The organism is Pantoea sp. X-Soil-ISGK-421 (assembly GCF_059730785.1).
This window is the reverse complement of the sequence record NZ_AP035979.1, coordinates 24,618-38,504: the sequence shown is the minus strand read 5'-3', so window position 1 is coordinate 38,504 and position 13,887 is coordinate 24,618. Positions and strand designations below refer to the sequence as shown.

Below are 13,887 nucleotides of genomic sequence, written 5' to 3'. Positions count from 1 at the left end.
CGCTCTCCTTAGCGTCCGCGCAACATGGCAAGCAGGGTTTTCGGTACCAGCGCGACCATCAATAGATGAACCGCCACAAAACCCACCAGCGCCGACATAGCATAAAAATGGATGTATCGAGCCGCTTCATAGCCGCCGAGGAGATCGCGCAACAATCCAAACTGCACCGATTTCCACAACACCAGCCCTGACAGCACCAGCAGCAGGCAAATCACCACCACAAACAGATAGGCTGCGCGCTGAACATGGTTGTATTGGCGGAGATCCGCATGAGCCAGTTTGCCTTTCAGAGCACTGGCAGCATCCTGGAACAATCCGCGTAAATTTAACGGCAGAAATTTCTTAGCAAAGCGACCGGTAATCAAGTTCATCGTCAGATAAACCGCGCCATTCGCGGCAAAAATCCACATGGCAGCGAAATGCCACTGCAAGGCGCCACCTAACCATCCGCCGAGGGTGATCTCGCCAGGAAAATAAAAGTCGAACAGGGGCGAAGCGTTATAAATGCGCCATCCACTCAGCGTCATAATCACAATGGCGGCGGCATTCATCCAGTGACAAACCCGCAGCCAGCCGGGATGGATAACGACTGAACGTCCTGGTTTTTCATCCATCTGCATTTCCATTTACTCGTTCCTTCCGTTTAGTCAGGGCGCATTCTGCCGCCAGGGCATCGGGTTTCATGACAAGAAATGTCTCAATAACGGCATGAGCGCATTCGCACCGCGCCACTAATTCAATCCGTTTCTGACCCGAGCAACCCAGACCGCAGTGCTATGGTGCTGCGTTCCTGTTCACCAAAGCATCACGTGGAGTTAAACAAAAAGTGAAAAATCAGCGGCGAAGGAAGCGGTAACATTACTTAATAATGCGATACGGAATGGATGATGAACGACGCAAAAAAACTCCTTATTGTCGAAGATGATGGCGGTATCGCCGACGTTCTTCGTTTGAATCTTCAGGATGAAGGTTATGCGGTGACGCATGCTGCTGACGGTCTTCTGGCGCTAAAACTGTTGGAAGCACAGCACTGGGACGCCCTGATTCTTGACCTGATGTTGCCTGGCGTTGATGGTCTGGAGATCTGTCGTCGCGCACGCACCATGAAGCGCTACACGCCGATCATTATGATCAGCGCCCGCTCTAGCGAAGTGCACCGCGTCTTGGGTCTTGAACTGGGTGCCGATGACTATTTGCCGAAGCCCTTTTCGATGATTGAGCTGATAGCGCGGCTCAAAGCGCTGTTCCGCCGCCAGGAAGCGATGAACATGAATTCGCGCATGGAAGCGGGAACCTTACAACTTGATGCCTTAACGATTGATCCCGTGGCGCGGGAAGTGTGGATGCACGATAAGCCGATAAACCTGACGCCACGTGAGTTTGATCTGCTTTACCACTTCGCCAAAAACCCGGGAAAAGTATTTTCCCGCCTTAATCTGCTCAATCAGGTTTGGGGCTATCAGCACGATGGTTATGAACATACCGTCAATACGCATATCAACCGCTTACGGTTGAAAATTGAAGATAATCCAACTGAACCGCACTACATTCTGACGGTGTGGGGAAAAGGCTATAAATTTTCGCTGCCGGCTAATTAGGTTCTTAATGATGAAACGCCTGACACTCAGCCAGCGCCTGGCGCTGGTTTTCGCTTCTTTGCTGTTGCTCTGTACATTGTTGTCAGGCTGGATGCAGATTCGCATTAACGCGCAATACGGTAGCGCGGTGGTGCAACGCTTATCCGATGGTCTGGCGCGGCATATCATCAGTACCAATCCCAATATGATTGGCGTGCAGGGTGTGAACCTGCCACTGATGAAGGTGCTGTTTAAGGATTTGATGGTGCTTAATCCCAGCGTAGAGGTCTATCTGCTCGATTTGCAGGGCAATATTCTTGCCGATGCCGCCCCACCCAATCATATTAAACGCACCAGAGTGAGTCTTGCGCCAATTCATTCGCAGCTTCATGGCGCCTCATCGCCAATCTACGGCGACGATCCGCGTAATCTGAAGGAGAAGAAGGTCTTTAGCGCCGCTCCGGTTGCGCTAAATGGCCAACCTGCCGGTTATCTTTACGTGATTTTGCAGGGAGAGAATTATCACCAACTGGCGCAGGAAGCGCAGATCGATACCCTGATGCGCACCTCATTTTGGTCATCCTTGCTGGTGGTGTTATTTGGTCTGACAGCGGGCGCTGTGGCGTTTAGCTTAATTACTCGTCCAATACGCCAGCTTACGCAGCGCGTGCGTCAGCTTAATCGTGACGATATGGCCGAGATAAAAAAACTGGCTGAACTGCCGTTGCCACAGGCGCAGGAGAAGGATGAGGTGAGTTTGCTGCAAGGCGCCTTTGTTGGCATGGCGCGACGCGTCGCCTTTCAGTGGGAAAAACTGACCTATCAGGACCAGCTGCGCCGCGATTTTGTCGCCAATATCTCGCACGACCTGCGCACGCCGCTGACCACCTTACATGGCTATCTCGAAACCTTGCTGTATAAATCAGACAGCCTCAAATCAGCCGATAGCCAGCGTTATTTGCACATTGCGCTTTCGCAAAGCCAGAAAGTCAGCATGCTGGCGCAGCAGCTTTTTGAACTGGCGCAGCTGGAATATGGCGTGATTAAGCCCAATCGCGAAAATTTCAGCCTGTCGGAGCTGACTTACGATGTGATGCAGAAATTTGAGTTAATGGCCAGTACGCGCCATATCCGCTTTGTGGTGGATATGCCGGAACAGCTGCCGCAGGTTTATGCGGATGTTTCGATGATCGATCGGGTGTTGACCAATCTTTTCGACAATGCCATCAAATATACGCCGGAAGCAGGAATCATCGAGGTAACGTTACGTAGCACCGATCGCGAGGTTGAAGTGAGTCTGAAAGATTCCGGGCCGGGTATTCCTGAACATCTTCGTGCGACCTTATTTGAACGTCCGTCGGCGTTAACACATGCCAGCACGCGCAAAAACAGCGGTGGGCTGGGATTGATGGTGGTGCGCCGCATCCTGCAACTGCATGAGCGTGATATTCGGCTGGATGAACAAGCATCGGGCGCGTGCTTCCGCTTCTCCGTCCCCCGCTGAAAACAAAAAACCCTTCCACCAGGGAAGGGTTTTGCTTTTTTGCCTAATCGATTAAATATCGATATTGGCCGCTTTCAGCGCATTCTCTTCAATGAAGGCACGACGCGGTTCTACCGCATCACCCATCAACGTGGTGAACAGCTGATCGGCAGCAATGGCATCTTTGATGGTCACGCGCAGCATGCGGCGACTATCCGGATCCATGGTGGTTTCCCACAGCTGCTCTGGGTTCATCTCACCCAAACCTTTATAACGCTGCACGGACAGACCGCGACGTGACTCTTTCACCAGCCACTCAATGGCCTGCTCGAAGCTGGTGACCGGCTGACGACGTTCGCCACGTTCGATATAGGCATCTTCTTCGATCAAGCCACGCAACTGCTCGCCCAAGCTACAGATTTTGCGGTATTCCGGCCCATCAATGAACTCGCTATCCAGCGGATAATCAGTATCAACACCGTGCGTACGCACACGCAGCACCGGTTCGAACAGGTTCTGTTCACGATTCGCACGAACCTGCGCCATGTAGCTGCTGCCGTGCGCTTCCCGCTCGGTCAGATACGCCACCAAACCGTCGATCCAACCTTGTACCGCGGCTTCATTGCTGAGGTCGCTTAAGGTCGGATGGTAGATCAGGCCACGCAGCAGAGCCACCGGGAAACGGCGCTCCATACGTTTGATCATGCGTTGCGTGCTGTTGAAATCAGCCACCAGCGTTTCCAGCGGCTGGCCGCCCAGTGCTGGCGCGCTGGCATTAGTGTGCAGCGTAGCGCCGTCGAGCGCGATAGAAATCTGATACTGATCCATCGCTTCATCGTCTTTAATGTACTGTTCTTGCTTGCCTTTCTTCACTTTGTACAGTGGCGGCTGCGCAATATAAACATGACCACGTTCCACAATTTCTGGCATCTGACGATAGAAGAAGGTCAACAGCAGCGTACGGATGTGCGAGCCGTCGACGTCCGCATCGGTCATGATGATGATGCTGTGATAACGCAGTTTGTCCGGGTTGTATTCGTCACGGCCGATACCGCAGCCCAGCGCAGTAATCAGCGTGGCGACTTCCTGCGAAGCGAGCATCTTGTCGAAACGCGCTTTCTCCACATTAAGAATTTTACCTTTCAGCGGCAGAATCGCCTGATTCTTACGGTTACGGCCCTGTTTGGCCGAGCCGCCTGCGGAGTCACCCTCCACCAGGTAGATTTCAGACAGCGCCGGATCGCGCTCCTGACAGTCCGCCAGTTTGCCCGGCAAACCGGCCAGATCCAGCGCGCCTTTACGGCGGGTCATTTCACGCGCACGACGCGCCGCTTCACGCGCACGCGCTGCATCGATGATTTTGCCAACCACGATTTTGGCGTCAGATGGGTTCTCCAGCAGGTATTCCGCCAGCAGTTCATTCATCTGCTGCTCAACCGCCGATTTCACCTCGGATGAGACCAGTTTATCTTTGGTCTGTGAGGAGAATTTCGGGTCCGGCACTTTCACGGAAACCACGGCAATCAGGCCTTCACGTGCATCATCACCGGTGGCGCTGACTTTGGCTTTTTTGCTGTAGCCTTCTTTATCCATGTAAGCATTCAGCGTACGCGTCATTGCCGCACGGAAGCCGGCCAGATGCGTACCACCGTCGCGCTGTGGAATGTTGTTGGTGAAGCAGTAGATGTTTTCCTGGAAACCATCGTTCCACTGCAGCGCCACTTCCACACCGATGCCATCTTTCTCAGTCGAGAAGTAGAACACCGTTGGATGGATCGGGGTTTTGTTCTTGTTGAGATACTCAACAAACGCCTTGATACCGCCTTCGTAGTGGAAGTGATCGTTTTTGCCGTCGCGTTTGTCTTCGAGACGAATCGAGACGCCGGAGTTCAGGAACGACAGTTCACGCAGGCGTTTCGCCAGGATCTCGTACTCAAACTCAATCACGTTGGTGAAGGTTTCATAGCTTGGCCAGAAACGCACGCGAGTACCGGTGGCATCGGTATCGCCTGAGACCGCCAGCGGAGCCTGCGGCACGCCATGCTGATAAACCTGCTGATGCACTTTGCCTTCGCGGCGAATAGTCAGCTCCAGCTTCTGCGACAGGGCGTTAACCACAGAAACACCCACGCCGTGCAGGCCGCCAGACACTTTATACGAGTTATCATCAAATTTACCGCCTGCGTGCAGGACGGTCATGATCACTTCAGCCGCAGAGACGCCCTCTTCCGGATGAATGCCGGTCGGAATACCGCGGCCATCATCTTGCACGGAGACAGAGTTATCGGCATGAATAGTAACGGTAATATCACTACAGTGACCGGCGAGCGCTTCGTCGATAGCGTTATCCACGACTTCGAATACCATGTGATGCAGACCGGTGCCGTCATCCGTATCGCCGATGTACATACCCGGGCGTTTGCGTACCGCATCAAGCCCTTTCAGGACTTTGATACTTGAGGAGTCATAAGAATTCGACATCAACGTTTCTCGCTCATTTAATCTTCAGGTTGAACCACTATTTTACCCTGTTCCACGCGGAACATCTTGCCCTTTTCATCACTCATGTCGATTACATGCTCGACACCAATGGCGCTGACAAATACTTGAGCCTGCGTGGCTTTTAGGCGTTCAGCTAACAGCCGACGACGGGTGTCATCCAGCTCTGAGGCAAAGTCATCAATCAAATACAAACAGCGTCGTCCGCTGCTGCGCGTCAGGTATTCTCCCTGCGCTAAGCGCAGCGCGCACATCAGCAGTTTTAACTGGCCGCGTGAGAGTAAATCTTCCACCGGCGTACCCTCGGCACGAATGCGAAAATCGGCTTTATGCGGGCCGCTAGCGGTGTAGGTGAGCGCACGATCGCGCTCGAAATTGCGTTCCAGCAGTTCGGCGTAGTCGCTCTCTTTGTCCCAGCCGCGCTGGAAAGAGAACGTCAACGCAAACTCCGGTAAAAATTGGCCGCAGGTGGCGATGATCTCGCGGGAGATCGCGGCGCTATATTCGGCGCGCCAGGCGCTGATCTGTTCAGCCAGCGGCACCAACTCTTGATCCCACGGACGAATTTGGCTGTAGCGTGTTACCTGACGCAGCGCCGCATTGCGCTGCTTCAATAAGCGACGCAAATTGCTCCAGGCATGGAAAAAACCCGGCGCGGCGTGAAAACAGCCCCAATCGATGTAGGCGCGTCGATATTTCGGACCGCCATTGAGCAACGTAAAGCCTTCCGGCGTAATGAGCTGCATCGGTAACAGCTGCGCCAACTCCGCCACTTTGTGGCCATCGCTGCCATCAATACGCACTTTGCTGTCGCCGGCGCGATTCTTGGTCAGACCAACCGACATTTCGCGTTCGCTGCCTTCAATGCGCCCGTGCAGTACAAAGGCGTCCTGATCGTGACGAATCACGCGACCAGCTTGCAAACTGCGAAACGCGCGGCCATGCCCCAGCGTATAAATCGCCTCCAGCACGCTGGTCTTGCCACTGCCGTTGGCACCGACAAGGAAATTAAAGCCGGGCGCTAACGTCAGATCGGCTTGTTCGATATTACGAAAATCTTTAATCAGGAGGCGGGTTAAAGCCATGAGGTGTTCCGGGATGAAGCCATTCGGGATGTTGTAGGGGAGCCATTAATGGCTCCCAGGATGGTGCGAACATTGGCCAGGTCGGCATAAATGCCGACCCTACAAGCGCATCGGCATAACGACATACGCTGCGGCTGGACTGGCAACATCTTCAATTTGTACGCTGGAAACTGAGTCAGTTAAAAGCAAACGCACATTCTCGCACTTTAGTGCATTCAACACATCCAGCACGTAACTGACGTTGAAACCAATCTCCAGATCGGTGCCGTTGTAAGAAACATCCAGCATCTCTTCAGCTTCTTCCTGCTCGGGGTTATTTGCCGTAATTTTGAGCTGATTTTCGGTGATATAGATGCGAACACCGCGGAACTTCTCATTTGAGAGAATTGCCGCACGCGCAAACGCCTGTTTTAAAATATCACAGCCCGCTTCCAGCGCCTTGTCGGGATTTTTCGGCAATACGCGGCGATAATCCGGGAAACGGCCATCAACCAGCTTGGAAGTAAAGATGAAGTCGCCAACGTGTGCGCGAATATTGCTGCTGCCAATCTGCACCTGCAGCGGCGTTTCGCCGCCGTCGAGCAAACGCATCAGCTCAATCACCCCTTTACGCGGTACGATCACCGAATGGTTTGGCAGCGCCTGACCAATTGGCATTGAACAGACGGCGAGGCGGTGACCATCGGTCGCAACGGTACGCAACTCTTCACCTTCGGTTTCGAACAGCATACCGTTGAGGTAATAACGCACATCCTGATGCGCCATTGAGAATTGCGTCGCTTCGATCAGGCGTTTCATCGTTGCCTGTGGCAAGGTGAATTCCACCTCGCTCTGCCAGTCATCCAGATTCGGGAAATCGCTGGCTGGCAGCGTTGATAGCGAGAAACGGCTGCGGCCAGAACGCACCAGCATTCTGTCGCCCTCCAGCGTCAGGCTGATTTCCGCGCCTTCCGGCAAACCACGGCAAATATCGAGGAATTTACGCGCGGGAACCGTGGTGGCGCCCGGCTCGTGTGGCTGCGTCAGCGCAACACGTGCCACCATTTCCATTTCCAGATCGGTACCGGTCAAGCGCAGCGAGCCTTCGCTGACCTGCAGCAGTAAATTTCCCAGGATCGGCAGCGTTGGGCGTCCGCCAAGGGGACCGCTAACCTGTTGCAGTGGCTTCAGTAACTGCTCACGTTCTACAATAAATTTCATATGCGTCAGGAAGATAGTGTTCGAATGAGGTTAGAGAAATCTTCTTTGATGTCGTGGCTCTCTTCGCGCAACTGCTCGATTTTACGGCAAGCGTGAAGCACGGTGGTATGATCGCGGCCGCCAAACGCATCGCCAATCTCTGGCAAACTGTGGTTGGTGAGCTCTTTCGCCATCGCCATCGCCATCTGGCGCGGACGCGCTACCGAACGCGAACGGCGTTTCGACAGCAAATCCGCCACTTTGATTTTGTAATACTCGGCCACCGTCTTCTGAATATTATCAATGGTGACCAGCTTCTCCTGCAGCGCCAACAGATCGCGCAGCGCTTCGCGCACGAAATCGATGGTAATGGCGCGACCGGTAAAGTTCGCGTTCGCAATCACGCGGTTCAGCGCGCCTTCCAGCTCTCGCACGTTGGAACGCAAACGCTTAGCAATAAAGAACGCCACTTCGCCCGGCAGACGAATGTCGTTTTCATCGGCTTTCTTCATCAGGATCGCGACGCGCGTTTCCAGTTCAGGCGGCTCGATCGCCACGGTTAATCCCCAGCCAAAACGCGATTTCAGGCGGTCTTCTACGCCGTTGATCTCTTTTGGATAGCGATCCGAAGTCAGGATGATTTGTTGATTGCCTTCCAGCAGCGCGTTAAACGTATGGAAAAACTCTTCCTGTGAACGCTCTTTATTAGCAAAAAATTGGATGTCATCGATCAGCAGCGCATCAACCGAACGGTAATAGCGCTTAAACTCTTCAATCGCGTTGTTTTGCAAGGCTTTAACCATGTCCTGCACAAAACGCTCAGAGTGCATATACACCACTTTGGCATTGGGCTTGCGTGCAATGATGCCGTTACCCACCGCGTGCAACAGGTGAGTTTTACCCAGGCCGGTGCCGCCATAAAGGAAAAGTGGGTTGTAAGCGCCACCAGGATTATCCGCCACCTGACGTGCCGCCGCGCGCGCCAGTTGGTTCGATTTACCTTCAACGAAGTTATCGAAGTTATGACGGTTATTCACATTGGAGCGGTAAGTTACATCGGCTGGCGCAGGCACTGAATCCCAGCTTGGACGCAGAATTTGCGTTGGCGCGGGACGATTTTCAATCGGTGCAGGCGCGCTGTAATTGGAAGTGGCCATCGCCGGTTGGCTAGTGGTCATCTGTGCGGCAGGACGCGTGCCGACTTCAAAACGCAGTAACGGCACATTTGCACCGCAGAACTCATTCAGCAGCCCATTGATACTATTGAGATATTTATCTCTAACCCAGTCGAGTACAAACCGATTTGGTGCATACAAGGTCAGCGTATTGTCGTTCAATTCAGCTTGCAGCGGACGAATCCACATGCTGAATTCGGTGGCAGGAAGCTCATCCTGCAAACGGGCAAGACACTGTTGCCAAAGCGTAAGTGACACGGCGGACTCCACTCGTACAAAATCGATAAGAATTTTAGGCGCTAATAAATAGAAACGTAATTTTTAGACACAGACGGTTGGAAAGCGCCTGCGACCGCTATTCGCGGTAGTCTTCCCCGGCGATCGCAGTGAGGATCGTCAGCGGAAGGGCGGATCATAACGTAAAGCCGCACAGAGATCTTCCCTTTCTACACAGTTTTGATCCAATTTATCCACAGGCTGCTGAAGCGATAATGAGTTTACGCTTTCTGCGAAAAAAGCCAGCGTTAATGTGGCTGAAAGCGGTATTTTTTCTGGCGAGCTCTCGTTTCTGCGCAACAAATCTGCAATTTGATCGCAAGAAGATCCTGCGCGATCCTTGCGCTTTAACCCACAGCCCGTATAATTCCCCACCCGGCATTATTGCGTGAAGCCTTGATGCCCGGAATCAGCGGGCTGTATCTGGGTTTCCAGGTGCCGCGACCAGCGAAGTGAATTGACTCTGGACTGTACAATTATTACAATCCCGCCTCTTTATTAAAGACACATTGAGGCGTTGGTCGATTTACTGGCCCGAAAACGCGTCACCCAGTGAAAATTTTCAAGTTTAGGTAGAAATCGCCATGAAACGCACTTTTCAACCGTCCGTACTGAAGCGCAACCGTTCACACGGTTTCCGTGCTCGTATGGCAACAAAAAATGGTCGTCAGGTTCTGGCACGTCGTCGTGCTAAAGGCCGTTCTCGTCTGACCGTTTCTAAGTAATAAAGCTAACCCTCGTGGTTAAGCTCGCATTTCCCAGGGAGTTACGTTTGTTAACTCCCACTCATTTCACTTTCGTCTTCCAGCAGCCACAAAGAGCCGGTACGCCGCAAATTACCATACTCGGCCGACTTAACTCGCTGGGGCATCCCCGCATCGGTCTCACCGTCGCAAAAAAACATGTAAAACGCGCCCATGAACGCAACCGGATCAAGCGATTGACCCGCGAAAGCTTTCGTCTGCGTCAACATGAGCTGCCTGCGATGGATTTTGTGATCGTGGCTAAAAAAGGGATTGCTGACCTGGATAACCGTGCGCTGACGGAAGCGTTGGAGAAACTATGGCGTCGTCACTGTCGCCTGGCTCGCGGCTCCTGATTGCCCTGATACGCGTTTATCAACGCGCCATCAGCCCACTGCTGGGACCTCATTGCCGGTTCCATCCCACCTGTTCGCAGTATGGGATTGAGGCCTTACGCCGCTTTGGCGTTGTAAAAGGCAGTTGGTTGACGATAAAACGCGTATTAAAATGCCACCCTTTGAACCCGGGTGGTGACGATCCTGTGCCGCCAAAAACCTTTGATACCAGAGAACATTAACGATGGATTCGCAACGCAATCTCTTTCTCATCGCTTTTCTGTTCGTGTCTTTTATGATCTGGCAAGCCTGGCAGACGGACCACGCTCCGCAGCCACAGCAAACCCAGACCACGCAAAACACAAGCAGCGCAGCGGGTGATGCCGCCACTTCCGGCGTGCCGGCTAGCGGACAGGGCAAAACGATCACCGTTAAGACAGATGTCCTGTCACTCAACATCAACACGCGCGGTGGCGATATTGAGCAGGCTCAGCTGCTGACTTACCCGGACAAACTGGGTTCAGATGCACCGTTCCAGCTGCTTGAGACCACTCCAGCATTCGTTTATCAGGCGCAGAGCGGCTTAACCGGTCGCAACGGTCCGGATAACCCGAACAACGGCGCACGTCCGCTGTATACCACGTCGCAAGATAGCTTCGTGATGGCGGATGGCCAGAGCGAGCTGCGCGTGCCGCTGACCTGGACCGGTGAAAACGGTGTGGTTTACACCAAGACTTTCGTCTTCAAGCGCGGTGAGTATGCGGTAAACGTTGACTACAACATCAACAACACCACCCAGCAGCCGCTGGAAGTGTCGATGTTTGGTCAGTTGAAGCAGACCATCGAGGTGCCTAAGCACCGCGATACCGGCAGCAACAACTTCGCTCTGCATACCTTCCGTGGCGCAGCGTACTCAACCAGCGATGCGAAATACGAAAAATATAAATTCGACACCATCGCGGATAATGAGAACCTGAACGCCACCACCAGCAATGGTTGGGTGGCGATGCTGCAACAGTACTTTGCTACCGCCTGGGTGCCACGCACACAGGGTAACAACACGCTGTACACCAGTAATCTCGGCAATGGTATCGCGGCAATTGGCTATAAATCTGCACCGGTTACCGTTGGCGCAGGCGCACAGCAAGATCTTGGCGCAACGCTGTGGGTAGGCCCGGAAATTCAGGATCAGATGGCCGCTATCGCGCCTCACCTGGATCTGACCGTGGATTACGGCTGGTTGTGGTTCATCTCTCAGCCGCTGTTTAAGCTGCTGAAGTTCCTGCACAGCTTCATCGGTAACTGGGGCTTCTCCATTATCGTTATCACCTTCATCGTTCGTGGCATCATGTACCCGCTGACCAAAGCGCAGTACACCTCCATGGCGAAGATGCGTATGCTGCAGCCGAAGATTCAGGCGATGCGTGAGCGTTTAGGCGATGACAAGCAGAAGCAGAGCCAGGAGATGATGGCGCTGTATAAAGCGGAGAAAGTGAACCCGCTGGGCGGCTGCTTGCCACTGGTTATCCAGATGCCAATCTTCCTGGCCTTGTACTACATGCTGTCCGGCTCGGTTGAACTGCGTCATGCACCGTTCATTCTGTGGATTCATGACCTGTCTGCGCAGGACCCGTACTACATTCTGCCGATCATCATGGGTATCACCATGTTCTTCATTCAGAAGATGTCACCGACTACCGTGACCGATCCGATGCAGCAGAAGATCATGACTTACATGCCGGTTATCTTTACCGTGTTCTTCCTGTGGTTCCCGTCAGGTCTGGTGCTGTACTACATCGTCAGCAACCTGGTAACCATTCTCCAGCAGCAGCTGATTTATCGCGGCCTGGAAAAACGTGGTTTGCATAGCCGCGACAAGAAGAAAGCGTAACGTCTGACTGCCTTCAGCAGTAGCGTATAATTCAGGGGCGGCATTTATGTCGCCCTGTTTTTTTGTTTTGAGAAAAGGTGAATCATGAGCCACAGCGACACCATCGTTGCCCAGGCGACGCCTCCCGGACGTGGCGGCGTCGGCATTCTGCGTATCTCCGGCGCTAAAGCCGCTGAGGTGGCGCAAGCCGTGCTTGGCAAGCTGCCAAAACCGCGTTATGCCGATTATCTGCCCTTCACCGATGCCGATGGCAGCGTGCTCGATCAGGGCATCGCGCTGTGGTTTCCTGGGCCGAACTCCTTTACCGGCGAAGATGTGCTGGAGCTGCAAGGCCACGGTGGACCGGTGATTCTCGACCTGCTGCTCAAACGCATCGTGGCACTGCCCGGCTTGCGCATTGCGCAGCCCGGTGAATTCTCGGAACGCGCCTTCCTCAACGACAAGCTCGATCTGGCACAAGCCGAAGCGATTGCCGATCTGATCGATGCCAGTTCGGAACAAGCCGCCCGCTCTGCGGTGAACTCGCTGCAGGGCGCATTTTCCCTGCGCATCAACGCGCTTGTGGAAGCACTTACTCACCTGCGCATCTATGTAGAAGCGGCAATCGACTTCCCGGATGAAGAGATCGATTTCCTTTCCGACGGCAAAATTGAAGCGCAGCTCAATGTGGTGATCGGCGACCTTGATGGCGTGCGTGCCGAAGCGCGGCAAGGCAGCCTGCTGCGTGAAGGAATGAAAGTGGTGATTGCTGGTCGCCCTAATGCCGGAAAATCGAGCCTGTTGAACGCCTTAGCAGGACGCGAAGCGGCAATTGTGACCGATATCGCCGGTACGACGCGCGACGTATTGCGCGAACACATCCATATCGACGGCATGCCGCTGCATATCATTGATACCGCCGGTTTACGTGAAGCCAGTGATGAAGTGGAACGCATTGGTATCGAACGCGCCTGGCAGGAGATCGAGCAGGCCGATCGCGTGCTGTTTATGGTCGATGGCACCACAACGGATGCCACTGAAGCCGCCGCCATTTGGCCAGATTTTGTCTCGCGTTTACCGGATGCGCTGCCAATTACCGTAGTACGCAATAAAGCGGATATGACTGGCGAAGTCCTAGGCCTGACTGAAGTGAACGGTCACTCACTGATTCGTCTCTCGGCGCGAACCGGTGAAGGCGTAGAAGCGCTGCGCGATCACCTGAAACAGAGCATGGGGTTTGCCGGCAATATGGAAGGTGGATTCCTGGCACGCCGTCGCCATCTGCAAGCGCTGGAGTTAGCGGCTACTCACCTGCAACAGGGAAAACATCAGTTATTAGGCGCGTGGGCCGGTGAATTACTGGCGGAAGAGTTACGTTTAGCGCAGCAGGCACTGAGCGAAATCACCGGCGAATTCACCTCCGACGATCTGCTGGGCAGAATCTTCTCCAGTTTCTGTATTGGTAAGTAATCGCCCATTACGCGGTCGCCATAAATCACGATCCCACAGCGAATTAGCGCGGTTTTCGTAGGGTGCGCATTCATGCGCACCTGACTCCCACTAAACATGCGTCTTTGTTATTTGGCTCCCCTTTCGCTTTGCAGTATAACGATTACTGCCCGGCGAACAGGTCCTGTCGGGTACATCCACTATTCATGCTAGATA

At 53.6% G+C, this 13,887-nt stretch carries 12 protein-coding genes; 7 read left to right on the top strand and 5 right to left on the bottom strand.

Annotated features, from left to right (window positions below):
* Positions 1-8: 8 nt before the first annotated feature.
* Positions 9-620, bottom strand: a complete 612-nt coding sequence (locus tag AC6I8K_RS00180; protein WP_483817939.1) for a cytochrome b/b6 domain-containing protein — start codon at positions 618-620, stop codon at positions 9-11.
* Between the two features lie 267 nt (positions 621-887).
* Here AC6I8K_RS00180 and AC6I8K_RS00175 point away from each other — a divergent pair, with 267 nt between their 5' ends.
* The gene (locus AC6I8K_RS00175; protein ID WP_497827210.1) at positions 888-1,598 is read left to right on the top strand and encodes a response regulator transcription factor; all 711 of its coding nucleotides are present in this window, start codon (positions 888-890) and stop codon (positions 1,596-1,598) included.
* A gap of 10 nt (positions 1,599-1,608) precedes the next feature.
* A complete protein-coding gene (locus AC6I8K_RS00170) occupies positions 1,609-3,081 on the top strand; it encodes a sensor histidine kinase (protein WP_483817937.1) in 1,473 nt (490 codons plus the stop codon).
* Positions 3,082-3,132: 51 nt separating this feature from the next.
* On the opposite strand, the gene gyrB is transcribed toward AC6I8K_RS00170, so the two are convergent.
* From gyrB to dnaA, 4 genes are all read right to left on the bottom strand, one after another.
* Positions 3,133-5,541 carry a DNA topoisomerase (ATP-hydrolyzing) subunit B gene (gene gyrB, locus AC6I8K_RS00165; protein ID WP_064738294.1) on the bottom strand — a complete coding sequence of 803 codons (2,409 nt, stop codon included), beginning with the start codon at positions 5,539-5,541 and terminating at the stop codon, positions 3,133-3,135.
* A 17-nt stretch (positions 5,542-5,558) separates the two neighbouring features.
* The gene (gene recF, locus AC6I8K_RS00160; RefSeq protein ID WP_064738295.1) at positions 5,559-6,644 is read right to left on the bottom strand and encodes a DNA replication/repair protein RecF; all 1,086 of its coding nucleotides are present in this window, start codon (positions 6,642-6,644) and stop codon (positions 5,559-5,561) included.
* A gap of 99 nt (positions 6,645-6,743) precedes the next feature.
* A complete protein-coding gene (gene dnaN / locus AC6I8K_RS00155; RefSeq protein ID WP_497826040.1) occupies positions 6,744-7,844 on the bottom strand; it encodes a DNA polymerase III subunit beta in 1,101 nt (366 codons plus the stop codon).
* Between the two features lie 5 nt (positions 7,845-7,849).
* On the bottom strand, positions 7,850-9,256 hold the full coding sequence (dnaA, locus tag AC6I8K_RS00150; protein WP_064738297.1) for a chromosomal replication initiator protein DnaA: 1,407 nt from the start codon (positions 9,254-9,256) through the stop codon (positions 7,850-7,852).
* A 602-nt stretch (positions 9,257-9,858) separates the two neighbouring features.
* Between dnaA and rpmH the strand changes: the two genes are divergently transcribed.
* The 5 genes from rpmH (at position 9,859) to mnmE (ending at position 13,692) form a co-directional block, all read left to right on the top strand.
* Positions 9,859-9,999, top strand: a complete 141-nt coding sequence (gene rpmH / locus AC6I8K_RS00145) for a 50S ribosomal protein L34 (protein WP_003849659.1) — start codon at positions 9,859-9,861, stop codon at positions 9,997-9,999.
* A gap of 14 nt (positions 10,000-10,013) precedes the next feature.
* Positions 10,014-10,373, top strand: coding sequence for a ribonuclease P protein component (gene rnpA, locus AC6I8K_RS00140; RefSeq protein WP_034830013.1), 360 nt, complete (start codon positions 10,014-10,016; stop codon positions 10,371-10,373).
* Entirely contained in the window at positions 10,337-10,594 is a 258-nt protein-coding gene (yidD, locus tag AC6I8K_RS00135; RefSeq protein ID WP_007893564.1) for a membrane protein insertion efficiency factor YidD, read from the top strand. Before rnpA ends, yidD begins: the two co-directional genes overlap by 37 nt.
* A 2-nt stretch (positions 10,595-10,596) precedes the next feature.
* Positions 10,597-12,243 carry a membrane protein insertase YidC gene (yidC, locus tag AC6I8K_RS00130; RefSeq protein WP_064738298.1) on the top strand — a complete coding sequence of 549 codons (1,647 nt, stop codon included), beginning with the start codon at positions 10,597-10,599 and terminating at the stop codon, positions 12,241-12,243.
* An 84-nt stretch (positions 12,244-12,327) separates the two neighbouring features.
* Entirely contained in the window at positions 12,328-13,692 is a 1,365-nt protein-coding gene (gene mnmE, locus AC6I8K_RS00125) for a tRNA uridine-5-carboxymethylaminomethyl(34) synthesis GTPase MnmE (RefSeq protein WP_497826039.1), read from the top strand.
* The last annotated feature ends 195 nt before the right edge of the window (positions 13,693-13,887 follow it).

Excerpts from the sequence above, each read along its gene's own strand:
- mnmE (WP_497826039.1), top strand. The coding sequence starts at position 12,328 with ATGAGCCACAGCGACACCATCGTTGCCCAGGCGACGCCTCCCGGACGT.
- AC6I8K_RS00180 (WP_483817939.1), bottom strand. The coding sequence starts at position 620 with ATGCAGATGGATGAAAAACCAGGACGTTCAGTCGTTATCCATCCCGGC.
- dnaN (WP_497826040.1), bottom strand. The coding sequence starts at position 7,844 with ATGAAATTTATTGTAGAACGTGAGCAGTTACTGAAGCCACTGCAACAG.
- yidD (WP_007893564.1), top strand. The coding sequence starts at position 10,337 with ATGGCGTCGTCACTGTCGCCTGGCTCGCGGCTCCTGATTGCCCTGATA.
- gyrB (WP_064738294.1), bottom strand. The coding sequence starts at position 5,541 with ATGTCGAATTCTTATGACTCCTCAAGTATCAAAGTCCTGAAAGGGCTT.
- rpmH (WP_003849659.1), top strand. The coding sequence starts at position 9,859 with ATGAAACGCACTTTTCAACCGTCCGTACTGAAGCGCAACCGTTCACAC.
- yidC (WP_064738298.1), top strand. The coding sequence starts at position 10,597 with ATGGATTCGCAACGCAATCTCTTTCTCATCGCTTTTCTGTTCGTGTCT.
- AC6I8K_RS00175 (WP_497827210.1), top strand. The coding sequence starts at position 888 with ATGAACGACGCAAAAAAACTCCTTATTGTCGAAGATGATGGCGGTATC.
- recF (WP_064738295.1), bottom strand. The coding sequence starts at position 6,644 with ATGGCTTTAACCCGCCTCCTGATTAAAGATTTTCGTAATATCGAACAA.
- AC6I8K_RS00170 (WP_483817937.1), top strand. The coding sequence starts at position 1,609 with ATGAAACGCCTGACACTCAGCCAGCGCCTGGCGCTGGTTTTCGCTTCT.